The following is a 21,642-nucleotide window of genomic DNA, read 5'->3' as shown; positions in this document are numbered from 1 at the left end:
ACGCCGGACGGGCTGGGGTGGGCCGGACGGGCTGGGGAATCAAGCCCGTCCGGCGCTTGAGGACGAAAGCAGTGCTCAGGTCCGGGCCCTGTTGCCCGTGCCTGTGCCCTTCAGGGCGTCCAGCGCGTACACGCAGCGGTCCTTGCTGCAGGCGTACACCACACCCGCCTGGGCCACGGGCGACCCCGTGATCTCGCCGCCCGTCGCGAGCTTCCAGCGCAGCTGGCCCCCCGCCGCGTCCAGCGTGTACAGCACGTGGTCCGCCGAGCCGAAGTGGACCCGGCCGTCCGCCACCACCGGGGAGCCCACCACGTCGCCGCCCGCCGCGAAGCGCCACTTCGGGGTGCCGGTGACCGCGTCCAGGGTGTAGAGCGCGCTGCCGCTGCCGACGTGCACGTTCCCCACCGCCACCAGCACCGGTTCGATCGAGGCGCGGGCCTCCGTGGCGATGCGCCAGCGGTCCTTGCCGGTCGCCGCGTCCAGCGCGTACACCGTGCCGAGGTAGTCCGCGAGGTACACCCCGCCGCCGGTCACCGCCGGGCCCGGCGCGAACGCGGGCGGGGAGAGGAAGACCGCGGGCGACTCGAAGTGCCAGCGCACCCGGCCGGATCCGGTCTCCACCGCCAGCACCCGGGTGCCCGCCGCGATGTAGACGTAACCGTCGGGCGCCGGGGTGACCCGGACCGGGACGCCGCCGCAGGAGGCCGCGTCGCCGATGGGGTACGACCAGCGCTCGATGCCCGTACGCGCGTCCAGCGCACGCAGCCGGGCGTCCTGCCAGACGTACACCGTGCCGTCGTGGATGACCGGCCCGGCCTCCGCCGTCTCGAAGTCGCTCTGCGCACCGGTGATCTCCCACAGCTTCTCGCCGTTGGAGGCCTCCCAGCCCTGGACGCCGCCGCCCCGGGTCGCGGTCAGCACCGTGCCCCGGTCGGCCTTGAGCGCGTACACCCAGGCGTCGGTCGACAGCCGCCACTGCTCGGCGCCGCTCGCCGCGTCGAGCGCGTACAGCGACGGGCCGTCCGAGGCGTGGATGCGGCCGCCCTCGACGGCCATCGCCCAGGCCACGTCCCGGGTCTTGAACTGGCGGCGGCCGTTGCCCACGTCCAGCGCGTGGACCTCGAAGGACGTGACGTACAGCAGATCACCGGAGACGACGGGCGTGCCCCACACGTCGTTGGACATGCGGAAGCGCCAGGGCCGCCAGCGGTCGGGCGCCGGGGCCGCGCCGTCCTGGGCGGGCCCGGGGGCCGGGACGGGCGCGGTGGGGGCGGTGGCCGCCGACGGCGAACCGTTCACTCCGGCGGGCGGGCGGACCCAGCCGGTGGCGGCGGCCGGGTGCGCGGCCGCGGCCCCCCGCACCTCCCCCGCACGCGGTCCCGGCCCGATCGGCACCTTGGCGCCGGGCAGCTGGACGGGCCCGCTGTCGGGGGCCGCGGACGGGCCCGCCGAGGCGGCCGGGCCGGACGCGCCGGACATCGGTGAGGGCGAGGCCAGCGGGGAGGGCGAGCGCAGGTCGGCCCCGCTGCGCCAGGCGGTGTCCCGCTCCGGAGCCCCGGGGGGCTGCCGCGGGGGCGGCGGGGGCGACACCGGGGCGGGCGGGGCGGTGCGCCCGCCGCCCCTGCGCCGCTCGATCATCGCGGTGGCCCGGGACGGCAGCCAGGCCGATGCCGTGCCGCTGTCGTCGCTGCCAGAGGCGAAGAGATGCGGGGCGAGCTGCGCCTGGAGGTCGGCTGGGCTGGGCCGCTGGGTGGCGTCCATCTGCATGCAGGACTCGATCAGCGGCCGCAGGTCGTCCGGCAGGCCCTCCAGGTCGGGGCCCTCGCGCAACAGCATGAACACCGTCTCGACCGGGTTGGCCCCGTGGAAGGGGGCGTGGCCGGTGGCGGCGAAGACGAGGGTGGAGCCGAGCGAGAAGATGTCGCTGGCCCCGGTGACGCTGCGGGAGTCCCGGGCCTGCTCGGGCGACATGTACGCGGGCGTGCCGACGGCGACGTTCGTCATGGTCAGCCGGGTGTTGGAGACGCCGGACGCGATGCCGAAGTCGATCACCCGGGGGCCGTCCTCGACGACGAGGACGTTGGACGGCTTCAGGTCGCGGTGGACGAGGCCGGCGCCGTGGATGGACTGCAGGGCCTCGGCGATTCCGGCGGCCAGCCAGCGCACCGCCTGGGTCGGCATGGGGCCGCACTCGTTCACTATCTCTTCGAGCGAGGGCGCGGGCACATAGGCGGTGGCGAGCCAGGGCACGGCGGCACGCGGGTCGGCGTCGACCACGGCGGCGGTGTAGAACCCGCTGACCGCGCGGGCGGCCTCGACCTCGCGCGTGAAGCGGACCCGGAAGAGCTGGTCCTCGGCGAGCTCGGTCCGCACCGTCTTGATCGCCACCCGCCGGCCGGACGCCGAGCGTGCGAGATAGACCAGCCCCATGCCGCCGGCCCCGAGCCGTCCCAGCACCTCGAACGGGCCGATCCGTCTCGGGTCGTGCTGCGTCAGCTGCTCCACCACGTGCCTGCCACCTCCCCGTCACCGGACCTCGGCGACGAAGTCCGCGAATTACCGCCCGTTGCTGCCCGGTCGTATCCCGCCCTGCGCAGCGCGCCCTGTGCAGGGTCTCACCACTGGGCATCACCCGGCGGTACGCACCCCGATTCTTCCTGGCTCGGGCTCCGGTTGCGAACCCGGGGGCGGATCGGGGTGTCCCATGTCACTTCATCCCGTATCCGTCCACACCGGTTCACCTGCACCGGCCGGGTGCGCCGGTCAGCCGCACGGTCACGGAAGCAGTTCGTGGGGCTGCAGTACGGCGAAGGCGGCCCCCTGGTCGTCGTGCAGGACGGCCATCCGCCCGGAGGGGATGTCGAAGGGCGGCTGCGCGACCCGGCCGCCGAGCTGTACGGCGAGTTCGGCGGCGGCGTCGCAGTCGGCGACGGCGAAGTAGACGAGGAAGTAGCTCGGCATCTCGGCCGGGAAGGCGTCCGTGATGACGCTGCGGCCGCCGACGGCGGTGTCCGGGCCCGGCTCGGCGCCCTCGGGGGACCACAGCCGGAAGTCGACCAGCGCTTCGGAGTCGCCGGCGAGGTCGTGGCCCGGCTCGTCCAGGTCGGTGCCGTGGAAGCCGAAGACCTTCTCGTAGAAGGGATCCACCCGGTCCGGCTGCCGGGTGTAGACCTCGGTCCAGCAGAAGGAGGCGGGGTCGTTCTGCTTCTCGAAGCCCGCGCGCTCCTCCGCCTGCCAGAGCCCGAAGACCGCGCCCCCGGGGTCGGCCGCCTGGGCCACGATCCCGGCGCGCCCCGCCCGCACCGGGTCGGTGATGATCTGGCCGCCGTGCTCGCGGATCGCGGCGACGGTGGCCCGGATGTCGTCGGTGGTGAAGTAGACGCCCCAGGCCGTGGGCATCCGGCCGTCCTTCTTGGCGGCGAGCGCGGCCACCAGACGGCCGTCGCTGAGCGCGTCCGCGAAGGGCATGCCGTCGCCCGCCCGGAAGGTCCAGCCGAAGAGCCCGCCGTAGAAGCGCTTGCCCGCTTCGAGGTCGGAGAGCTGCACGTCCGCCCAGCACGGCGCGGAATGCGCGAATGCGGCCATGGGACCGAGTCCTTCCGTAGCAGTGACGCCCGTCACAGTCAACGTAACGTCGGCCCCGGTCCGGCGCGCCCCGAAGCGCGGCGGGCGCACCAGAAACGAACCTTTGACCGATTGATGAAGGGTGCGCCCACCATGTGGACGAAAGTTGTCCACCGAAGTTGTCCACAGGCTGTTGATAACACTTATGCCGGGCGACACCCTCCGCTCCGGGGCCTCCCGCACACTCCGGAGGCGCTCGCACCGCGGCCGAAAACCGTCGCTCCCCACCCCCGCGCACCCCGCCGGCCCTGCGGCGTTCCCCATTTGCAGTCGGCCGAATCGCGCTCCCATCACCCCTCGGTAAGCTGACGGCATGACAGGACAAGTACGCACCGTCGACGGCCGCGTGGCCGGTCGACGCGGTCAGGCGACGCGGCAGAAGCTGCTCGACTGCCTCAGCGAGATGCTCAGCTCCTCGCCGTACCGGGACGTCAAAGTCATCGACGTCGCCCGGAAGGCCGGGACTTCACCCGCGACTTTCTACCAGTACTTCCCCGATGTGGAGGGCGCCGTCCTCGAAATCGCCGAGGAAGTCGCCAAGGAGGGCGCCGGACTGACCGAACTGGTCGCCGGACGCTCCTGGGTCGGCAAGGCCGGCTGGACCACCTCCGAGCAACTCGTCGAAGGATTCCTCGACTTCTGGCGGCACAACGACGCGATCCTCCGCGTGATCGACCTCGGCGCGGCCGAGGGGGACAAGCGGTTCTACAAGATCCGCATGAAGATCCTGAACTCGGTCACCAACTCCCTCACGGATTCGGTGAAGGAGCTCCAGAGCAAGGGCAAGGTCGACAAGGACGTCAGCCCGGCGGCGATGGCGGGCTCCCTGGTGGCGATGCTGGCCGCGGTCGCCTCGCACCAGAAGGGCTTCACCACCTGGGGCGTGAAGCAGGCCGAACTGCGGCCCAACCTGGCCCTGTTGGTCCACCTCGGCATCACCGGCAAGAAGCCGACGAAGTAGGCCGGGGCGCCGGAGGCCCACCGGCCCCGGACGCCCCGCGCCACCGGGCGGGTACCCGCTCGCCCGGACGCCCCACGTCCTGTCTCACCGACGGCGGTCCACCACGCACCCCTGCGGGTGGTCCGCCGTCGGCGTTCCCGCAGGGCCGCGACGGCTTTCGCCTCCGCTACCGCCGCTCCAGCCGGAAGAGCCGGATCTGCCGCTCCACCCGTCGTTGGTACGCGGCGTACGGCGGCCAGAACTTCAGCGCGGCCTCCCACACCCGGGCCCGCTCCTCGCCCTCCAGCAGGGTCGCGCGCACCGGGATGTCCCGGCCGCGCCAGTTGACGACGGCCTCGCCCCCGCGGGCCAGCAGATTCGCGGTCCAGGCCGGATGACTCGTACGGCCGAAGTTGCTGCCGACCAGGATCCAGCCGCTCTCCGCCTCGCCCTCCGGCATGCAGGCCAGCGGGGTGGTCCTCGGCCGGCCCGTACGCGCACCGGGCACCGTGAGGACGAGCCCCGGCAGCATCCGGGCGCTGAGCAGCACCCTGCCCCGGGTGAGCCGGTGCACGGACCGGTCCAGCACGGGGACCACATGCGGGGCGATCCGCCCGAAGGCCCGGGTGGAGGAGACCTTCTGGACCAGGCGCGCGCCCCGGGCGCCGGTCATCGGACGCCTGCCCCGGGCGCCGCGGCGAGCGGCATCCGTCCGGGCTCGAAGAGGCCGGCCCGCTGAGCCGCGTGGTCGCGCAGCCGGTGGACCGGGCCGAACAGCAGCTCGTCGCCCGCCGCCCGTTTGAGGTGGCGGTGTGCCTCGTGCTCCCAGGTGAAGCCGATGCCGCCGTGCAGCTGGACGGCCTCGCCGGTGGTGATCCGGGCCGCCTCCAGGGCCTGGGCGAGCGCGAGCGGCCCGGCCTCCGGCTCCCGGGCGGCGTGGTACGCGGCGGAGCGGGCCGCCTCGACCCGTACGTACAGATCGGCCAGGCGGTGCTTGACGGCCTGGAACGACCCGACGGCCCTGCCGAACTGCTCGCGCGTCTTCACGTACTCCACAGTGCGCTCCAGGGCGCTCGCCGCCGTCCCGACCGCCTCGGCGGCGAGGATCGCGGCGGCAGTACGTCCGACGGCGGCGAGCGCCTCGGCCGTGTCGGCGGTGTCGTCCGCGCCGAGGAGCGTGGCGGGGGTGTCGCGGAGTTCGACGCGGGCGAGCGGGCGGGTCTCGTCGAGGGCGGTGAGCCGGGTACGCACCAGCCCGCCCTCGTCACGGGGAACCAGGAACAGGAGCGTACGGCTGCGCGGATAGCCCCCGGTGTGCGCGGCGACCAGCAGCAGCCCCGCGCTGTGGCCGTCCAGGACCCGCTCGGCCTCCCCGTAGAGCCGCCAGCCGCCCTCGCCCCGGCTGTCGTCGCTCCCGTACGCACGCGCCTGGATGCCGCCCGCCCGGCCGCCGCCCGCCCAGGCTCCGTCGCGGTTGTCGCCGGTGAGGCCGAGGGCGGTGGCGAGCGAGCCGCCGGGGACGGCGAGGGCGGCGGTCAGGGCTCCCCCGGCGATCCGGGGCAGCAGGGCGGCGCGCTGGTCCGGAGTGCCGAGGGCGGCGATCAGGGGTGCGGCGAGGGCGGCGGTGGCGAGCAGCGGTGAGGGCAGCAGCGCGCGCCCGGTCTCCTCGCAGGCGAGGGCCAGCTCGGTGGCCGTGCAGCCCGCGCCGCCGTACTCCTCCGCGAGCGCGAGGCCCGGCAGCCCGAGGTCCCGGGCGAGCCGGCGCCACAGGACCGGGTCATAGCCCTCGGCGGCGCCCACGGCGGCGGGGATCGCGCCGGGTCCGGCGGCCCGGGCGAGCAGTTCGCGCAGGGTGCGGCGGATCTCGTGCTGTTCCGCGGTGAAGGCGGCGTCCATCTGCGGGCTCCTTCCACCCGGGGGCCAGGGCGACCTCGGATCTGACGATCCGTCATATTAGGTGGGGAGCAAGGGAATTCCCAGGGTCGCGCACACACGGGGAGGCAAGGAAGAGGTCGTGCGCACGAGGTTGCGGAGGCCGCAATCTGATGTACCGTCAGATTCATGCTGCCGGCCCGGACCTCCTCCCCTCGTCCGCGCGGGGTCGCCGTCGTCGGCGTGGCGCTCGCGGACTGCGGTCGCGTCGACGACGCCACTCCGTACGCCCTGCACGCCCAGGCCGCCCGCCGCGCCCTGGCCGACTCCGGCCTGGACCGCTCGGTCGTCGACGGCTTCGCCTCCGCCGGGCTCGGGACGCTCGCCCCGGTGGAGGTCGCGGAGTATCTGGGGCTGCGGCCCACCTGGGTCGACTCCACGGCGGTGGGCGGCGCGACCTGGGAGGTGATGGCCGCCCACGCGGCGGACGCCATCGCCGCGGGCCGCACCCGTGCCGTACTCCTGGTGTACGGGTCGACGGCCCGGGCCGACATCAAGGCGGGCCGCCGCACGTCGAACCTGTCGTTCGGGGCGCGGGGGCCGGCGCAGTTCGAGGTGCCGTACGGGCACTCGCTGATCGCCAAGTACGCGATGGCCGCCCGCCGCCACATGCACGCGTACGGCACGACGCTTGAACAGCTCGCCGAGGTGGCGGTGACGGCGCGGGCGAACGCGGCGGCGAACCCGGAGGCGATGTTCCGGGAGCCGATCACGGTGGACGAGGTGCTGTCGGGGCCCATGATCGCGGACCCGTTCACCAAGCTGCACTGCTGCATCCGCAGCGACGGCGGCTGCGCGGTGCTGCTGGCCGCCGAGGAGTACGTACCCGACACGGCGAAGCGTCCGGTGTGGATCCTGGGCACCGGCGAGCACGTCTCGCACGCGACGATGTCCGAGTGGGAGGACTTCACGGTCTCCCCCGCCGCCGTCTCCGGCCGCCTGGCCTTCGAACGGGCCGGGGTGCGGCCCGCCGACATCGACCTGGCCGAGATCTACGACGCGTTCACGTACATGACGCTGGTGACGCTGGAGGACCTCGGCTTCTGCGCGAAGGGCGAGGGCGGCGCGTTCGTCGAGAAGGGCCGCACCGGGCTGCGCGGCGCGCTCCCGGTGAACACGGACGGCGGCGGCCTGTCCGCCTGCCACCCCGGGATGCGCGGGCTGTTCCTGCTGGTGGAGGCGGTACGCCAGCTGCGCGGCGAGGCCGGCGAACGCCAGGTCCACCGGCCGGGCGGCGGCCTGCCGGAGCTGGCGGTGGCCTCCGGGACGGGCGGCTGGTTCTGCTCGTCGGGCACGGTGGTGCTCGGGCGGGGGTAAGGAGGCCGCGCACGGCTGTCTCACAGCCCGACGACGGTGACCGCGCTCTCCAGCCCTTTGAAGTCGTCGGCGTTCCGCGTGTAGAGCGGCAGATCCCGGACCGACGCGATGGAGGCGATCATCAGGTCCAGGCGTCGCGGCCGAGGGTCGCGTCGGGCCGCGAGAACGAGAGCGACGAGGGTCCCGTAGCGTGCGGCGGCCTCCGCGTCGAACGGGAGCGGTTCGAAGTCGGCCACCGCCGCCCCCAGCTTCTCCATCCGCGCGGCCCGCACCAGCGGATCCTTCGCCAGGGCCACCCCCTGCTGGAGTTCGGCCAGCGAAATGGCCGTGAGGGCCGGCAGTACGGGCAACCGCTCCGGCTCCAGCACATCGAGGTCGATGTACGTGCAGGTGTCGAGCACTCCCGCCCGGTGTCGCTCAGCCACCGTTGCGCTCCCACACATCGTCGTCGCCCACTCGGTCCTCCGCACCGAAGAACTCGTCCGCCTCGCGGCGCAGCAGCGCACCGTCCACCCGGGGCAGCCTCCGGTGGCGGGCGACGAGCTCCTCGGCGCCGAGGAGCCTCTTGCGGCTCAGGGGGCGCAGTTCGGCGACCTCTATGCCGTTCCGGGTGATGTGGAAGGTCTCGCCTCCCTCCACCGCGTCCATGACCTCGGCGGACTTGTTCCGGAACTCCCGCTGCGTGATGGTCTTCATGGACCTATCGTAGCGAGGCGTGTCCCACTGCGCTACGGAGGCGAGGGCAGCCCCGTACGGTCCAATGGCCTCCATGACCGACCACACCGCCGCGCCCGCCCAGCCCCCCTCCCCCGGCTTCCGCGACCTCCTGCACGCCCAGCGCGTCTGGGACGTCGAGCTGCCGGCCTTCGACCCGGCGGACACCCCGCCCGACCCGGTCCGCCTCTTCCACGCCTGGTTCGCCGAGGCCGTCGCGGCGGGACAGCCCGAGCCGCACGCGATGTCGCTGGCCACGGCCGACGCCGAGGGGCTGCCCGACGTACGCACCCTGCTGCTGCACGGGGCCGACGAGCGGGGCTTCCACTTCGCCTCGCACGCCACCAGCGCCAAGGGCCACCAGCTCGCCGCCCGCCCGCACGCCGCGCTCGGCTTCTACTGGCCCGCGCAGGGGCGGCAGGTACGGGTCCGGGGCCCCGTCCTGCGCTGCACGCCCGCCGAGAGCCACGCCGACCTGCACGCCCGGTCCACCGGGGCGCTCGCCGCCGCGCTGACCGGGGCGCAGAGCGGGGTCGTCGGTTCCGTGGCGGAGCTGCACCGGGCGGCGGACGCCGCCTGGGAGCGGGCCCGGGCGGAACCGGACACGGAGGCCCCGACCTGGACCCGGTACGTGGTCGAGCCGGCCGAGGCCGAGTTCTTCCAGGGCGACGCCCGGCGACGCCACATCCGGCTGCGCTACCGCCGTACGGGAGGCGGCGACTGGACGCGCGAGCTGCTCTGGCCCTGAGCGGGGCGGCTCCGGACCGGGCCGGGCCGGAGCCGCCCGTCCCGACCGGTGTAAGCAGCACTTTTATCCGGTTCTCACCGTCAAGGGGCACTATGGGAGTCAGGTGAGAGGTGAGCTGTCAGGAGGCACCGATGCCACGAGCCCGTTCGCGCTACGCCCCCGACCGGGGTCTGACCGGTCGCATGGTCACCACCATGTTCCTGATCGGCCTGCTCTACGTCGTCTTCGTGGGCGTGCTCCTCGCGGCCCTGCGGGGCTCCTGGCCGATCATCCTGATCATCACGGGCGCCATGTTCATCGCCCAGTTCTGGTTCAGCGACCGCATCGCCGCGTACGGCATGGGCGCCCGCGAGGTCACCCCCGAGCAGGCCCCCGAGCTGCACGGCACCATCGACCGCATCTGCGCGCTGGCCGACATGCCGAAGCCCAAGGTGGCCATCGCCGAGAGCGACGTACCGAACGCGTTCGCCACCGGCCGCAGCGAGAAGACGGCGCTGGTCTGCGCGACGACGGGCCTGCTGCGCCGGCTGGAGCCGGAGGAGCTGGAGGGCGTCCTCGCCCACGAGATGTCGCACGTCGCGCACCGGGACGTCGCCGTCATGACGATCGCCTCGTTCCTCGGTGTCCTGGCGGGCGTCATCACCCGGATCGCCCTGTGGGGCGGCTTCGCCCGCAGCCGGCCGGGCAACGACCCGGCGGGCATCCTGCTCCTCCTGATCCCGCTGATCAGCGCCGTCGTGTACGCGATCAGCTTCCTGCTCACCCGGCTGCTCTCCCGCTACCGCGAGCTGTCCGCCGACCGGGCCGCCGCCCTGCTCACCGGCCGGCCCTCCGCCCTCGCCTCCGCGCTGACGAAGGTCAGCGGGCAGATGGCCCGCATCCCGACCGAGGACCTGCGGAAGGCGGAGCCGTACAACGCCTTCTACTTCATGCCGGCGTTCTCCGCGAAGGAGAGCCTGGGCCGGCTGTTCTCCTCCCACCCGACGCTGGAACAGCGGCTCGACCAGCTGTCCCGGATCTCCACCGACCTGTCCCGCTGAGCGTCTAAGGAGCATCTCCGTGGGCCTGCTCGACGCCATCCTCGGCCGCAGCAAACCCGTCCGCCCCGACCTCGACCAGCTCTTCGCGGTGCCCTCCGCCGCCCTCACCCTCCAGGCCGCCGCCGGCTTCACGCCGACCGGCCTGGGCTCGGTCTGCTTCGCGGGCGTGGAGGGCGGCGGCTTCGCCCGGCTCCAGGAGGACGTACGCGAACTGCTGGACGCGGACACCGACCGCGGCGGCATCCCGGTGGAGTTCAGCCGGGACGCGTACGGCTACACCTGGCTGCTCGCCCGCCACCCGGCCGATGACACGGCGGGGCTGGTCAACGACCTGCACGCGGTGAACACCCTGCTCCAGGACGGCGGATTCGGCCCGCATCTGCTCTGCTCGCTGATCGGCTTCCAGAACGCGGAGGGGCGGGCGCTGGCGCTCGTCTACCTCTACAAGCGCGGCACCTTCTATCCGTTCGCGCCCCTGCCCGGCGACGCCGAGAAGCGGGACAACCAGCTGGAGCTCCAGGTGCGGGGCGCGCTCGGGGACGACCTCCGGGTGGAGAAGGACCTGTCGCGGTGGTTCCCGGTGTGGGGCGCGCCGGGGCTGTGAGCGGCGCGCGTCATGCGTCCAGCGTGATGCCGTGGGACGTGGGGCCCAGGCGGGCCCGGTAGCGGCGGATGCCCCGGCCGCGGTGTTCCAGCTCGGCGGCGACCAGCACATCCGCCCGGTTCACCGCTCCGGGCACGAGCTCCACCAGGGCCGCCACCGGGTGATCGCCGACCAGCGGCGCGCGGCGCAGCCGGCGGAACTCCCACTGCGGGTCCGGCTGGGACGCCCCGTGGCCGCGCACGATCCACTCCTCCCGGCCGGGGCCCGCCTCCGGCTGCCGCTCGACGCCCACGTCCACGATGCCGGTGCTGACGGTGAAGCTGAGTCCGGTGCCGGGGCCGGCCGCGACGGCCCGGGTGCGTACGCCCGGGTCGATGAGCCGGGCCACGGGCCGTACGCCCGGGTCGGGGGTGCTGAGGGCGACGGCCAGCGAGGCGTGCCGGAACGCGCCCGGCGCCCGCGGGGTCTCCGGCCGGAAGGAGCACACCAGCAGCAGGTGGCGGTACGCGCGCCCGGGGGTGGCCTCGACGTGGGCGAGCCAGTCGGCCGGGGCGCTCGCGTGACCGGCGGGCAGCAGGTCCCAGCCGAAGGTGAGCCGGCCGCGCAGCGGTCCGTCGTCGGCCGGGGCGCCGAGCGTGCGCTCCGGCACGAGGGCGACGTCGTGCAGCTGGATCTCGGTCATGCGGTGGCTCCCTCGCTCCGGCCCAGCAGATAGGTGAACGCGCCCCAGTCACGGTATGCGGGGTAGCGCGCCCGGGTGGCGCTCTGTGCCGCCCGGAACGCCTGCTCGGGGGCGTCGGAGAGGCCGGACCGCCGGTGCAGGTGCTGGAAGAAGTACGTGGCCGGTTCGGGGCGTACGGCCCACAGGCAGCCGACGACGGCCTGGACCCCGGCGGTGATCAGGGCGGCCGGAACACCGCGCACGTTGTCCGCCCGGTCGAACCGGCCCAGCGCCGACTCGCAGGCGGCGAGCGTGACCAGGCGGACGCCGCTCAGGTCGAGTTCGAGGAAGTCGTGGGCGAAGAGCCGGCCGTCGTCGTCCTCGTCGGGCGTGAGGTAGAGGCAGTGCAGCCAGGGTGCGTCCTGGTCCATCGTGCCGTGGACGGCGAGGTGGACCACGTCGGCGGTGGCGAGTTCGGCGAGCAGTGCGGCGCGGGTGGCGGCCGGGCCGGTCAGCGCGTGGGCGCCGACCGCGGCGGCGACCGTGCGGGCGTGCTCCTCCAGGGCGGGTTCGGCGGGCAGACCGTAGGGCACGCCGCCGGATCCGGAGGCGAGAACCGCCGTGCGGCGCGGGCGCACGGGGCCGGTGGCGGGGAGGAGCGCTTCGAGGCCGGCGACGGTGACGACGGTCCAGTCGTCGGCGATCGTGCGGCCACCGGCGGAGCAGAGCGCGACCGGCAGATAGTGCAGTGCGCCGTGCGGCCAGAGCAGGAGCCGGTCCTTGCCCCGGGTGCGCCACGCGGCCAGCTGGCCGCCGTCGGGGAGCGGCAGTTCGTGGCCCGTCAGCAGTCTGCGGCCCTCCGGTGTCACCTCGCCGAAGAGCGGATCGCGTTCGACCTCCGCCCGGACCGCCTCGACGAGATCGGCGACGGGGTGCCGGTCGGCGGACACCGCCGCGCACTCCGGTCCGCCGCCGTCGTCGTAACCGCCGCCTTCGCTTTCACCTTCGCCGAGTTGCACGGTGATCGCGCTGCCCTCGCGGGTGACGGCGAGCAGGACGGCCGCGCCGTTCACCGCGGTGGGCAGGAACCAGGTGAGCAGGACCGTACGGTCGCCGAGCAGTTCTCCGGTCCGTGCCCATACGTGCTCGTCGTCCACGAACGCGGCCGAGCGGCCGCGCAGTTCGTCGTCGATGAACGAGGAGATGCGCCTGCGCAGGTTGCGTACGAACTCATCGCGGCCGTCACCGGCTTCGGCACCTTCACCGCCCGAACGGTGGTCGCCGTCCAGGGCGTCGAGCAGGTTCGCCGTCGCCCCGCCGACGGCGCTCGGGCTCTCCAGGGCGCGGAGTTTCCCGACGTAGTTCTCGATGTGCGCGGGCCGGGTGATCGCCCCGTCGATCCGGCGCCACGCGCCCGCCTCAGGCCCCTTGCCCGCCTGGTGGAGTCCGAGCATCAGCGCCACGGGCATCGACTCGATCTCGACGGTCAGTTGCCACACGGCGGCGTGGACGAGATCGCGCAGCACCTCGCCGAGCGCCGGGGCTCCGCTGGTGTCGAAGTTCGGCAGGTCCACGATGATCGCGTACACGGCGTTCCTGAGGTCCTCGCCGCGCAGCCGCGGCAGGTCGTGGAGGACGGGCAGCAGACACGCCCGGGCCAGGTCCTGCTGGTTCAGCGAGGCGTAGGAGAGTGCCGCGTACGTGGAGTGGCCCCACGGGAACGGGACCGGTCCTGCCACCGGTTCGCCCTGCTCCACGGCCAGGCGGTGGAGGTCCGCCGCCAGCAGTCTCACGCCCGCGCCGTCCTCCGGCCGCGCCTGTCGCAGGAGGGCGGCGCCCAGCGCGGGCTGCCACCGGTCGCGGGCGTGGGCGGCCAGGTGCAGCAGAGCGGCGGAGCGCTGGTCCGGGGTCCAGCCGGCCGGGAAGGAGTCCGGGTCCGGCAGAGGACCGGGGCCGGGGCAGTCGGTGGGGTCGTCGGGCAGCGCGTGCAGCCTGGCCTCGATCAGTTGGCGGCGGTGCGCGGGGCCCGGGAGGAGCGGAGAGCGGTCGGCCCAGTCCAGCGCCGCGCGCAGGAGCGGCCGGTCGGCGCGTTCCCGGGCGAGGTTGATCGCCTGGTCCACGGTCCGGGCGGCGACGGCACCGCCGTGTGCGGCGAGGAAGGCGGGCACGTCCGAGCCGAACACGTTCGCGCGGATCACGTCGACGAAGGAGTCGGGCACGTCGTCCACCGCCCGCAGGAGGAAGACGGTCAGATCCGTCGGGCCGGGCGCGCGTACGGCGAACAGGGCGTCGAACGCGGCCCGCGCGGTCGCCCGGTCCACGCCGCCGTACTCCTCCCCACCGCCGCCCTGCTCCCCACCGCCGCCCTGCTCCTCGCCGCCGCCCTGCTCCTCGCCGGCTCGCTCCTCCTCGCCGCCGTGCTCCTCCTCCGCCGTCACCTGCGCCAGCGCGGCCAGGATCCGGGGCCGCAGCGCGCTGCCCGGCCCGCCCTCGCGGTCGTCCGACTCGGCCGCCCGCACCAGCAGTTCGCGGGTCTCACCCCGCAGCCGCGCGTCGAACCGCAGCGGCCACGCTCCGCCGGACCACGGCCGGTACAGCGGCGACCGGTACAGATCCGCCGCGAGCTGAGCGGCCCGTACGGACCCCTCCGCCCCGGCGTAGGCATCGCCGCCCAGGTCCTCCGGCCCCCGGACCGCCAGCCGCAGCCGGGCGGCCGCCAGGAGCGCCGCCGCCAGGTCCGGTGAGCTGCCGGAGGCGCTGTCCGGGGCAACGCCCGAGGTACCGCCCGGGGCGCCCTCCAGCCGCTCGATCAGGCGGCCGGCCAGCTCGTCGGCGTCCTCGAACACCGGGCGCTCGCACCGCTCCGCGAGGACCGGGGCCGCGTTCTCGACCGTACGCAGCGCCGCCTCCCGCCAGGCCGCGTCCACCCCGCACTCCTCGGCGACCTCGGCCACCAACCGCCAGTAGAGGTACCGGAGATCGGCCGACGGGCCCCGGTTCCGGGCCGCCTGCGCGATCAGCAGCTCCAGCAAGGCCCCGGCGGTCAGCCAGTGGCCCTCCCCCAGGCTCCGCCGGGTCCGCTCCAGCCCGCGCGCCCGCCGCCTGGCCACGTCGAGCGACAGCACCCGGTCCCGTACATGGAGCACCAGCTCCAGCAGGTCGGAGACCGGGTCGAGGACGTGGGCGAAGGTGGGCGGCCCGGCGGTCTCGTCACCGGGCGGGCCGAACCGTACCCGGCCGGCGCAGACCATCCCGTGCTGCGTCTCGTACGTCAGCACGGCGGCCATGTCGTCCGACGACGGCAGTACATGCGACACCACCAGGACCAGCGATCCCGCGCCGGTCACCGACTCCAGCCAGTCGGGCGGCAGTTCCAGGGCGAGATCGTAGGCCAGCCGCAGGCCGCCGGGGCCGAAGACGGAGACGACGCCCTCCGCGTCCCGGTGGACGCACCACCGCGCGTCCATGGGCCCCACGACCGGCAGCGCGTCCAGAGAGGTGAGCGTGGGCAGCCCGCGGACGTACGCCAGGGTGGCCAGGCTGCCGCCCGGCCCGGCCCCGGTGAACGGGCCGATCCCGGCCTGCCCCACCGCGAGCCCGGCGTGCCGGACGCCGTCCACCTCCGCCAGGAACGCCCAGCCCGTGACCTCCCCCGACCGCCGCACGCCGCCCCCTCGCACCTCTGGATCATGGCCCCGGCCACCCTTCCACACGTACCGGCGGCGCGCAGGCGGCTTCCGGGCACGGGCGGCCGATCACCCATCACCGGTCGCCCGGAACCGAGTTCGCCGGGCCGGTCAGGTTCCGGGCCGGAACACCGCCACGGCCTCCCCGCCGTCCTCCCCCGCCTCCCGGAAGGCAACGGTCAGCCGCATCCCGACGCGCAGCGCCCCGTGCGCGCACTCCACGATCTCCGTCATCATCCGGGGCCCCTCGGCGAGGTCGACGACGGCCGCGACGTACGGCACGCGCCCGCCGAAGGGCGGCAGATCGTTGCGGTGGACGACGGACCAGGTGTACAGCGTGGCGTTCCCGCTCGCGCGCTCCCAACCGACCTCCTCGCTCCAGCAGTACGGGCAGAACTCACGCGGGTAGTGATGGGCCCGGCCGCACCCGGCGCAGCGGCGGATCAGCAGCCGCCCCTCCGCCGCCGCGTCCCAGTAGGGGCGGGTGAAGGCGTCCGGCTCCGGGAGGTCGAAGCGCGGGCCGGCCGCGGGCTCTCGCGTCACGGGAACAGCCCTAACGCCGCGTCCAGCGACCAGGTCTGCCACGCCATCGCGAACAGGGCCACCAGCGAGATCAGCGCCATCATCGCGTTCTGCCCCTGCTCGGCCCAGTCGTGGATCATCAGGGTCAGGTAGAGGAGGTTGAGGAGCAGGCCCGCGACGAGCGCGACCGGGGTCAGGAGACCGGCCACCAGGCCGAGCCCGAGCGCGAGTTCGGCGTAGACGACGACGTACGCCATCACCTTCGGGCGCGGTTCGACGACCCGCCGGAAGCCCGAACGCACCACGCTCCAGCGGTGCTTGCCCGCGACGTCCGCCGCCCAGGCGATGCCCGTACCGCGCTCGAACCAGCCTTTCCGGTCCTTGTGCCGCCAGCTCTCCAGCCACCACAGGCCGAGACCTATGCGCAGGACGGCGAGCCATTCCGCACCGCTGAGCCAGATCGTCTGCATCGGACCGCCTCCGCTCACCTCACGTACCTGACGGTACGTCAGTTCAGCGGATCCGGGCCGCCCCGCGCAAGAGGCGCGCACGCACCCGTGGGCCGCGCCTCAGCGCCGCCGTCCGCGCCCCAGCGGCCACGCCGGACAGAGGCCGCCGAGACCGCCACCGCGCTCAGCCCGACCGCGATCAGGAGGACGAGCACCCGGGCCCGGCCCGCGTCCACGCCCGGGCCGCCCGCCGCACCGGCCGCCACATACGCCGGGTCGCCGTGCAGCAGGCCGAATGGCCGCCAAGTGCCGCATCGCGACCCTCGTGATCAATTCGCAATCGTTTCCCCTCTTGACCGAGACCCATCAACAGAGTGGGCGATTACGCTCCGAACCATGCCCAACAGCCCGTCCACCGCAGCCAGTCACGACGCCGTCGCCCTCACCGACCGTACGGACGACCGTCCCGTCTACGTCATCGGCGGCGGCCCCGGAGGTCTCGCCACCGCCGCCGCGCTGCGCGCCCGGGGCGTACGGGCGGTGGTCCTGGAGAAGTCGGACCGGGTCGGCGCGTCCTGGCGCGGCCACTACGACCGGCTGCACCTGCACACGACCCGGCGCTGGTCGGCGCTGCCGGGGCTGAAGATGCCGCGCAGGTTCGGGCGCTGGGTGGGCCGGGACGACGTCGTGCGGTATCTGGAGAAGTACACCGAGCACCATGAGCTGGAGGTGGTGACCGGCGTCGAGGTGACCCGGATCGACCCGGCCCCCGACGGCTCCGGCGACTGGCGGCTCACCGCGACGGGCGGCCGGGTCCTGCGGGGCCGCGCGGTCGTCGTCGCCACCGGCTTCAACCACACCCCGCGCATCCCGGAGTGGCCGGGCCGCGACACGTTCACGGGCGAGCTGCTGCACGCGGCGCGGTACCGCAACCCGGCCCCGTACGCGGACCAGGACGTGCTGGTCGTCGGCATCGGCAACACGGGGGCGGAGATCGCGGCGGACCTGGCGGAGGGCGGGGCGTCCGCCGTGCGGATCGCGGTCCGGACGGCCCCGCACATCGTCCGCCGCTCCACCGCCGGCTGGCCGGCCCAGGCCACCGGGATCCTGGTCCGCCGGCTGCCGGTACGGCTCGTCGACCGCGCGGGGGCCGCGCTGTCCAAGGTCGCCGTGCCCGACCTGACCGCCCAGGGCCTCCCGCGCCCCGCCACCGGGCTCTACTCCCGGGTCCGCCAGGGCGCGATCCCGGTCCAGGACGTCGGCCTGATCGACGCGGTGAAGAACGGCCGGGTGATCCCCGTCGCCACGGTCGCCTCCTTCGAGAAGGACACGGTGGTCCTGGCCGACGGCACCCGCCTCACCCCGGACACCGTCATCGCGGCCACCGGCTACGACCGCGCCCTGGAGCCGCTGCTCGGCCACCTGGACGTCCTGGACGGGCGCGGCCGCCCGGTCGTCCACGGCAGCCGCTCGCCCAAGCAGGCCCCGGGGCTCTACTTCACCGGCTTCACCAACCCGATCAGCGGGATGCTCCGCGAACTGGCGCTGGACGCGGAGAAGATCGCCAAGAAGGTGGCCCGGACGCACCGCTGACGGAACGGCTCACGGAAGGCCGTGTCAGAGCCCTTGCATAAGGTGCGCCCCGTGAGCGATGTCTACGAACTGACCGTGACCGTCGACCTGCGCGACGGGCTGTCCGACCACCAACTGGCCGAACTGCGCTGGCACCTGGGGCTCGGCCCGCGGCCCGAGCGCCTCACCGTCGTGACCGACTTCCCGTGCGTGGTGGTCGACGACGACGGCGTCCCGCGGATCGAGGACGACCCCCGCCCGCTGCTGGCAGGCGACGGACCGGCCCGGCGGACGGCGGGCGCGCTCTGTGCGGCGCTGGCCGACCGCACCGGCCTGCCGGGCGGCGGCTGGGCGCTGACCTCCCGTACCGAGATCCATCCGGACGAGGCGGAGGAGGTCGGCGTACTGCTCCGCTGGCTCGCCGAGCACGCCCACGACACCCACCGGCGGAGCGACGGCACGGTGGGGATCGGGCACTACCGTGCGCACGAGGACCCGACGCCGAGCGCGCTGCTCGTCGGCGACGGCCGGGTCGGTCTGGTGCAGGACCTTCTTCCGGGGAGTCGATGATGACCGTTCGCCGTGTCGTGCCCAACGTCCGTTCCGAGGCGGTGGAGGAGAGCCGGGAGTTCTACGGCCTGCTCGGCTTCGAGGAGGTCATGAACCTCGGCTGGATCACGACCGTCGCCTCGCCGTCCCGCCCGCAGGAGCAGGTCAGCTTCATGACCCACGACCTGACCGCCCCGGTGGTGCCCGACATGAGCATCGAGGTGGACGACGTGGACGCGGCCTACTCGGCGGTACGGGAGAGCGGCGCGGAGATCGTCCACCCGCTGCAGGACGAGGAGTGGGGCGTACGGAGGTTCTTCGTCCGGGACCCCAACGGCCGGGTGGTCAATGTGCTGGGCCACCGCTGAGCCGATGAGGGCGCCGAGAGGCCGGCGCGAGGGCGCCCGGAGGGAGGGTGATGCCCGTCACACCCGCGGATGTCACACCCTCCGGGGCCGGTTCCGTCCTGTGTGTGTAGCCACTGACGACAGCAGCAGAGGAGCACACCATGAACGCCCGTATCGACGCCTTCGCCAGCCCCGTCACGGGAAAGCTCGTCAAGCACCTGGTCTCGGCGTCCAAGGTCGTCGAGGGCACGGCGCTGCCCGCGACGACGCAGGAGCTGGTGAAGATCCGCGCGAGCCAGATCAACGGCTGCGGCGGCTGCCTGGACATGCACACCAAGGAAGCCGCCGCGGCCGGTGAGACCTCGCTGCGCCTCAACCTGATCGCCGCCTGGCGGGAGGCCACCGTCTTCACCGACGCCGAGCGCGCCGCGCTGGAGCTGACCGAACAGGGCACCCGGATCGCGGACGCGGCGGGCGGGGTCCCGGACGACGTCTGGGCGAACGCCGCCAAGCACTACGACGAGGAGCAGCTCATCGCCCTGGTCTCGCTGATCGCGATGATCAACGCCTTCAACCGGCTGAACGTGATCCTCCAGCAGCCGGCCGGCGGCTACCAGGTGGGTCAGCTCGTGCACCCCGCCTGAGATCCGCCGCGGCCCGCCCCGGCCCATGGGCGACCGTCCGTCGTCCATAGGTGAACGTCCGGGACGCCCGCGACGCTGCCTAGGCTGGGTCCCATGGACGTGTTCGACGAGCTGTTGCGGGGCGTGCGGGGCAGGGGCGCGGTGTTCGGCCGTTCGGTGCTGTGCGCACCGTGGTCGCTGCGGTTCACGGACGGGGCGTATCTGACCCTGTGCCTGCCGTTGCGCGGTGCGGGGTGGATCGTGCCGGAGGGCGGCGAGCCGCTGCGGGTGGAGGTCGGCGAGGCGGCGATCGTCCGGGGCCCGGCGCCGTTCGTCTTCACCGACGACCCGGTGGACGGTACGCGGCCGGGGCGGGCCGGCGGCGTACGGGAGGTGCGCTGGGGCCAGGTCCGGGACGCCGGGGCCCCGCCGGACCGGGGCCCCGAGTTCGACTGCCCCACCGTGCTGCTGACCGCCGCCTATGACGTCCAGGCGCAGGTTCCGCAGCGGCTGCTGCGGGCGCTTCCGCCGGCCCTCGTGGTCCCCGACGAGGAGGACTGCGCGCCGCTGCGGGACTACCTGGAAGCGCAGATCGGCGGCGGCCGGCCGGGCGATCAGATCGTGCTCGACCGGCTGCTGGACTGGATGCTGGTGTGCACGCTGCGGGACTGGTTCGACCGGCCCGAGGCGGATCCGCCGGGGTGGTACGGGGCGCTCGGCGACGAGGTGGCGGGGCCGGCGCTGCGGGCGATGCACGAGGATCCGGCGTACCCCTGGACGACGGCGGAGCTGGCGAGCCGGGCGGGGGTGTCGCGGACGACGCTGGCGAAGCGGTTCACCGAGCTGGTCGGGGACGGCCCGGTGGCCTACCTGACCGAGTGGCGGATGACGCTGGCGGCGGATCTGCTGACCCGCCCGGAGCTGACGGTGGCGGCCGTGGCCCGCCGGGTCGGCTACGCGGACGCGTTCGGCTTCAGCGCGGCGTTCAAGCGGCTGCGCGGCCGGAGCCCGAGCGCGTTCCGGCAGGAGGCGTCGGCCGTCGACACGGTGGAGGCGGCCGCCCCGGTGGGGTGAGCCGCATCGGCGGGGCGGCTCACCCCGCCGGGGCGCGGCCTCCGGGGCGTGCCGGGCCCGGGGCCCGGCGTCCTCAGCCCCACACCCCCTGCGCCGCCGCGTCCCGCACGAAGTCGGCGAAGTCGCGCGGCTCCCGGCCCAGCGCCCGGCGCACCCCGTCCAGGACGGGCGCCTCCCGGCTCGTGGTGATCGGCTCCAGCGCGTCGGTCCAGAGGTCGGCCTCCTGGTCCGTGAAGCCCTGGTCGGCGAGGAGCCGGGCCCGGAAGACGGACGGTTCGACGGGGACGTACGCGGCGCGCTTCCCGGTCTCCTTCGCGATCTCGTCCAGGACGTCGGCGATGCCGAGCGCGCGCGGGCCCGAGAGCCCGTACTCCTCGCCCGCGTGGCCGTCCTCCGTGAGCGCGGCGACGGCCACGTCCGCGATGTCGTCGGTGTCGATGAACGCGGCCTTCCCGTCCCCGGTGGGCAGCGCCAGTTCCCCGTCGCGTACGCCGTCGAGGAAGACGCCCTCGCTGAAGTTCTGGGCGAACCAGCCCGGCCGGAGGATCGTCCACTCCACCCCGGAGGCGCGCACCGCCCGCTCGCCCTCGCCGTGCGGTCCGCCGTCCTCGTAGGCGGGGCCGAAGTAGCCGGGCACGTCCGTGCCCCGGGCCGACAGCAGCACCAGCCGCCGCACCCCGCTCGCGACGGCCTGTTCGACGAAGGCGGGCGTCGGGGAGGGCGAGGCGTCGAGCGGGACGATGTAGACGGCGGCGACGCCGTCCAGGGCGGCCTGCCAGGTGGCGGGGTCCGCCCAGTCGAAGGGGGTGTCTGTGGACCGGGAGGCCGCCCGGGTCTCCACCCCCAGCTCACGGAGGCGGGCCACCACCCGGCGGCCGGTCTTGCCGGTGCCGCCGGTCACCAGTACGGGGCCCTGCACGGAGGTCGTCGCTGCGGTCACGTCTGTCTGCGTCATGACACCAGCCTCACGCGGCGGGGCGGCCCGCGCCCATGGCTCAGCGTCCGGGAGGGATGTCCGAGCGTCCGGCTCCGGCCGGGGGGACGCGGACACGGCAGAGGCCCGGATCCTGGTGGATCCGGGCCTCGGTCGCGTACTTCTTCAGTAGCGGGGACAGGATTTGAACCTGCGACCTCTGGGTTATGAGCCCAGCGAGCTACCGAGCTGCTCCACCCCGCGTCGGTGAACACCACCTTACGCCACACCAACGCCCCGCGTGACCATGTGAGCCTTTGCCTGCAC

General features: G+C 74.2%; 21 protein-coding genes and 1 tRNA gene. 10 read left to right on the top strand and 12 right to left on the bottom strand.

Features of this window, described 5'->3' with window-relative positions; all coding sequences use genetic code 11:
- Window positions 1-75: 75 nt before the first annotated feature.
- Window positions 76-2,508, bottom strand: coding sequence for a PQQ-binding-like beta-propeller repeat protein (locus KV381_RS21920; protein WP_030083352.1), 2,433 nt, complete (start codon window positions 2,506-2,508; stop codon window positions 76-78).
- Window positions 2,509-2,775: 267 nt separating this feature from the next.
- Window positions 2,776-3,585 (bottom strand): VOC family protein, encoded by an 810-nt coding sequence (locus KV381_RS21915; RefSeq protein ID WP_030083351.1) that lies wholly within the window; start codon window positions 3,583-3,585, stop codon window positions 2,776-2,778.
- Window positions 3,586-3,937: 352 nt separating this feature from the next.
- Between KV381_RS21915 and KV381_RS21910 the strand changes: the two genes are divergently transcribed.
- Window positions 3,938-4,585, top strand: a complete 648-nt coding sequence (locus KV381_RS21910; protein WP_006126763.1) for a TetR family transcriptional regulator — start codon at window positions 3,938-3,940, stop codon at window positions 4,583-4,585.
- A 166-nt stretch (window positions 4,586-4,751) separates the two neighbouring features.
- On the opposite strand, the gene KV381_RS21905 is transcribed toward KV381_RS21910, so the two are convergent.
- Both KV381_RS21905 and KV381_RS21900 read right to left on the bottom strand, forming a co-directional pair.
- Complete coding sequence (locus KV381_RS21905; protein WP_218786055.1) at window positions 4,752-5,237, bottom strand: nitroreductase family deazaflavin-dependent oxidoreductase; 486 nt, start codon at window positions 5,235-5,237, stop codon at window positions 4,752-4,754.
- The gene (locus KV381_RS21900) at window positions 5,234-6,460 is read right to left on the bottom strand and encodes an acyl-CoA dehydrogenase family protein (protein ID WP_218786054.1); all 1,227 of its coding nucleotides are present in this window, start codon (window positions 6,458-6,460) and stop codon (window positions 5,234-5,236) included. Before KV381_RS21900 ends, KV381_RS21905 begins: the two co-directional genes overlap by 4 nt.
- A 165-nt stretch (window positions 6,461-6,625) precedes the next feature.
- Here KV381_RS21900 and KV381_RS21895 point away from each other — a divergent pair, with 165 nt between their 5' ends.
- Entirely contained in the window at window positions 6,626-7,813 is a 1,188-nt protein-coding gene (locus KV381_RS21895) for an acetyl-CoA acetyltransferase (RefSeq protein WP_218786053.1), read from the top strand.
- A gap of 20 nt (window positions 7,814-7,833) precedes the next feature.
- On the opposite strand, the gene KV381_RS21890 is transcribed toward KV381_RS21895, so the two are convergent.
- Both KV381_RS21890 and KV381_RS21885 read right to left on the bottom strand, forming a co-directional pair.
- Window positions 7,834-8,238: a twitching motility protein PilT gene (locus KV381_RS21890; protein ID WP_030083340.1), complete on the bottom strand. Its 405-nt coding sequence runs from the start codon at window positions 8,236-8,238 to the stop codon at window positions 7,834-7,836.
- On the bottom strand, window positions 8,231-8,509 hold the full coding sequence (locus tag KV381_RS21885) for a type II toxin-antitoxin system Phd/YefM family antitoxin (RefSeq protein WP_030083338.1): 279 nt from the start codon (window positions 8,507-8,509) through the stop codon (window positions 8,231-8,233). Before KV381_RS21885 ends, KV381_RS21890 begins: the two co-directional genes overlap by 8 nt.
- A 73-nt stretch (window positions 8,510-8,582) precedes the next feature.
- Here KV381_RS21885 and KV381_RS21880 point away from each other — a divergent pair, with 73 nt between their 5' ends.
- From KV381_RS21880 to KV381_RS21870, 3 genes are all read left to right on the top strand, one after another.
- Window positions 8,583-9,275: a pyridoxal 5'-phosphate synthase gene (locus KV381_RS21880; protein ID WP_359430636.1), complete on the top strand. Its 693-nt coding sequence runs from the start codon at window positions 8,583-8,585 to the stop codon at window positions 9,273-9,275.
- A 131-nt stretch (window positions 9,276-9,406) separates the two neighbouring features.
- Window positions 9,407-10,315, top strand: a complete 909-nt coding sequence (gene htpX, locus KV381_RS21875; protein WP_218786052.1) for a zinc metalloprotease HtpX — start codon at window positions 9,407-9,409, stop codon at window positions 10,313-10,315.
- 19 nt (window positions 10,316-10,334) lie between these two features.
- Window positions 10,335-10,919: a hypothetical protein gene (locus tag KV381_RS21870; RefSeq protein WP_030628411.1), complete on the top strand. Its 585-nt coding sequence runs from the start codon at window positions 10,335-10,337 to the stop codon at window positions 10,917-10,919.
- A 10-nt stretch (window positions 10,920-10,929) separates the two neighbouring features.
- On the opposite strand, the gene KV381_RS21865 is transcribed toward KV381_RS21870, so the two are convergent.
- From KV381_RS21865 to KV381_RS21850, 4 genes are all read right to left on the bottom strand, one after another.
- Window positions 10,930-11,601: a hypothetical protein gene (locus KV381_RS21865; RefSeq protein WP_030083330.1), complete on the bottom strand. Its 672-nt coding sequence runs from the start codon at window positions 11,599-11,601 to the stop codon at window positions 10,930-10,932.
- A complete protein-coding gene (locus KV381_RS21860) occupies window positions 11,598-15,245 on the bottom strand; it encodes a CHAT domain-containing protein (RefSeq protein ID WP_218786051.1) in 3,648 nt (1,215 codons plus the stop codon). The genes KV381_RS21865 and KV381_RS21860 overlap by 4 nt, the downstream gene beginning before the upstream one ends.
- Window positions 15,246-15,377: 132 nt before the next feature.
- A complete protein-coding gene (locus KV381_RS21855) occupies window positions 15,378-15,809 on the bottom strand; it encodes a Zn-ribbon domain-containing OB-fold protein (protein ID WP_086778234.1) in 432 nt (143 codons plus the stop codon).
- On the bottom strand, window positions 15,806-16,258 hold the full coding sequence (locus KV381_RS21850) for a hypothetical protein (RefSeq protein ID WP_030628400.1): 453 nt from the start codon (window positions 16,256-16,258) through the stop codon (window positions 15,806-15,808). Before KV381_RS21850 ends, KV381_RS21855 begins: the two co-directional genes overlap by 4 nt.
- Before the next feature lie 375 nt (window positions 16,259-16,633).
- Here KV381_RS21850 and KV381_RS21845 point away from each other — a divergent pair, with 375 nt between their 5' ends.
- The 5 genes from KV381_RS21845 (at window position 16,634) to KV381_RS21825 (ending at window position 20,402) form a co-directional block, all read left to right on the top strand.
- Window positions 16,634-17,830 carry an NAD(P)/FAD-dependent oxidoreductase gene (locus KV381_RS21845; protein WP_030628396.1) on the top strand — a complete coding sequence of 399 codons (1,197 nt, stop codon included), beginning with the start codon at window positions 16,634-16,636 and terminating at the stop codon, window positions 17,828-17,830.
- Between the two features lie 51 nt (window positions 17,831-17,881).
- Window positions 17,882-18,379, top strand: coding sequence for a hypothetical protein (locus KV381_RS21840; RefSeq protein WP_030628393.1), 498 nt, complete (start codon window positions 17,882-17,884; stop codon window positions 18,377-18,379).
- Window positions 18,379-18,726 (top strand): VOC family protein, encoded by a 348-nt coding sequence (locus KV381_RS21835; protein ID WP_218786050.1) that lies wholly within the window; start codon window positions 18,379-18,381, stop codon window positions 18,724-18,726. Before KV381_RS21840 ends, KV381_RS21835 begins: the two co-directional genes overlap by 1 nt.
- A 140-nt stretch (window positions 18,727-18,866) precedes the next feature.
- Window positions 18,867-19,349, top strand: coding sequence for a carboxymuconolactone decarboxylase family protein (locus tag KV381_RS21830; protein ID WP_030628390.1), 483 nt, complete (start codon window positions 18,867-18,869; stop codon window positions 19,347-19,349).
- A gap of 93 nt (window positions 19,350-19,442) precedes the next feature.
- Window positions 19,443-20,402, top strand: a complete 960-nt coding sequence (locus tag KV381_RS21825) for an AraC family transcriptional regulator (protein ID WP_218786049.1) — start codon at window positions 19,443-19,445, stop codon at window positions 20,400-20,402.
- A gap of 73 nt (window positions 20,403-20,475) precedes the next feature.
- Here KV381_RS21825 and KV381_RS21820 read toward each other — a convergent pair whose 3' ends face one another.
- Both KV381_RS21820 and KV381_RS21815 read right to left on the bottom strand, forming a co-directional pair.
- Window positions 20,476-21,357 carry an NAD(P)H-binding protein gene (locus KV381_RS21820; protein ID WP_218786048.1) on the bottom strand — a complete coding sequence of 294 codons (882 nt, stop codon included), beginning with the start codon at window positions 21,355-21,357 and terminating at the stop codon, window positions 20,476-20,478.
- 148 nt (window positions 21,358-21,505) lie between these two features.
- Window positions 21,506-21,579 (bottom strand) — tRNA-Met (locus tag KV381_RS21815).
- Window positions 21,580-21,642 lie beyond the last annotated feature (63 nt).

This window comes from Streptomyces sp. WY228 (assembly GCF_019287315.1).
In the GTDB taxonomy this organism is placed as follows: Bacteria; Actinomycetota; Actinomycetes; order Streptomycetales; family Streptomycetaceae; genus Streptomyces; species Streptomyces caviscabies.
The sequence above is the reverse complement of the archived record's forward strand: the minus strand, read 5'-3'. Positions and strand labels throughout refer to the sequence as shown.

Excerpts from the sequence above, each read along its gene's own strand:
- KV381_RS21900 (WP_218786054.1), bottom strand. The coding sequence starts at position 6,460 with ATGGACGCCGCCTTCACCGCGGAACAGCACGAGATCCGCCGCACCCTG.
- KV381_RS21865 (WP_030083330.1), bottom strand. The coding sequence starts at position 11,601 with ATGACCGAGATCCAGCTGCACGACGTCGCCCTCGTGCCGGAGCGCACG.
- KV381_RS21820 (WP_218786048.1), bottom strand. The coding sequence starts at position 21,357 with ATGACGCAGACAGACGTGACCGCAGCGACGACCTCCGTGCAGGGCCCC.
- KV381_RS21905 (WP_218786055.1), bottom strand. The coding sequence starts at position 5,237 with ATGACCGGCGCCCGGGGCGCGCGCCTGGTCCAGAAGGTCTCCTCCACC.
- KV381_RS21895 (WP_218786053.1), top strand. The coding sequence starts at position 6,626 with ATGCTGCCGGCCCGGACCTCCTCCCCTCGTCCGCGCGGGGTCGCCGTC.
- KV381_RS21850 (WP_030628400.1), bottom strand. The coding sequence starts at position 16,258 with ATGCAGACGATCTGGCTCAGCGGTGCGGAATGGCTCGCCGTCCTGCGC.
- KV381_RS21880 (WP_359430636.1), top strand. The coding sequence starts at position 8,583 with ATGACCGACCACACCGCCGCGCCCGCCCAGCCCCCCTCCCCCGGCTTC.
- KV381_RS21825 (WP_218786049.1), top strand. The coding sequence starts at position 19,443 with ATGGACGTGTTCGACGAGCTGTTGCGGGGCGTGCGGGGCAGGGGCGCG.
- KV381_RS21830 (WP_030628390.1), top strand. The coding sequence starts at position 18,867 with ATGAACGCCCGTATCGACGCCTTCGCCAGCCCCGTCACGGGAAAGCTC.
- KV381_RS21910 (WP_006126763.1), top strand. The coding sequence starts at position 3,938 with ATGACAGGACAAGTACGCACCGTCGACGGCCGCGTGGCCGGTCGACGC.
- htpX (WP_218786052.1), top strand. The coding sequence starts at position 9,407 with ATGCCACGAGCCCGTTCGCGCTACGCCCCCGACCGGGGTCTGACCGGT.
- KV381_RS21835 (WP_218786050.1), top strand. The coding sequence starts at position 18,379 with ATGACCGTTCGCCGTGTCGTGCCCAACGTCCGTTCCGAGGCGGTGGAG.
- KV381_RS21885 (WP_030083338.1), bottom strand. The coding sequence starts at position 8,509 with ATGAAGACCATCACGCAGCGGGAGTTCCGGAACAAGTCCGCCGAGGTC.
- KV381_RS21915 (WP_030083351.1), bottom strand. The coding sequence starts at position 3,585 with ATGGCCGCATTCGCGCATTCCGCGCCGTGCTGGGCGGACGTGCAGCTC.
- KV381_RS21845 (WP_030628396.1), top strand. The coding sequence starts at position 16,634 with ATGCCCAACAGCCCGTCCACCGCAGCCAGTCACGACGCCGTCGCCCTC.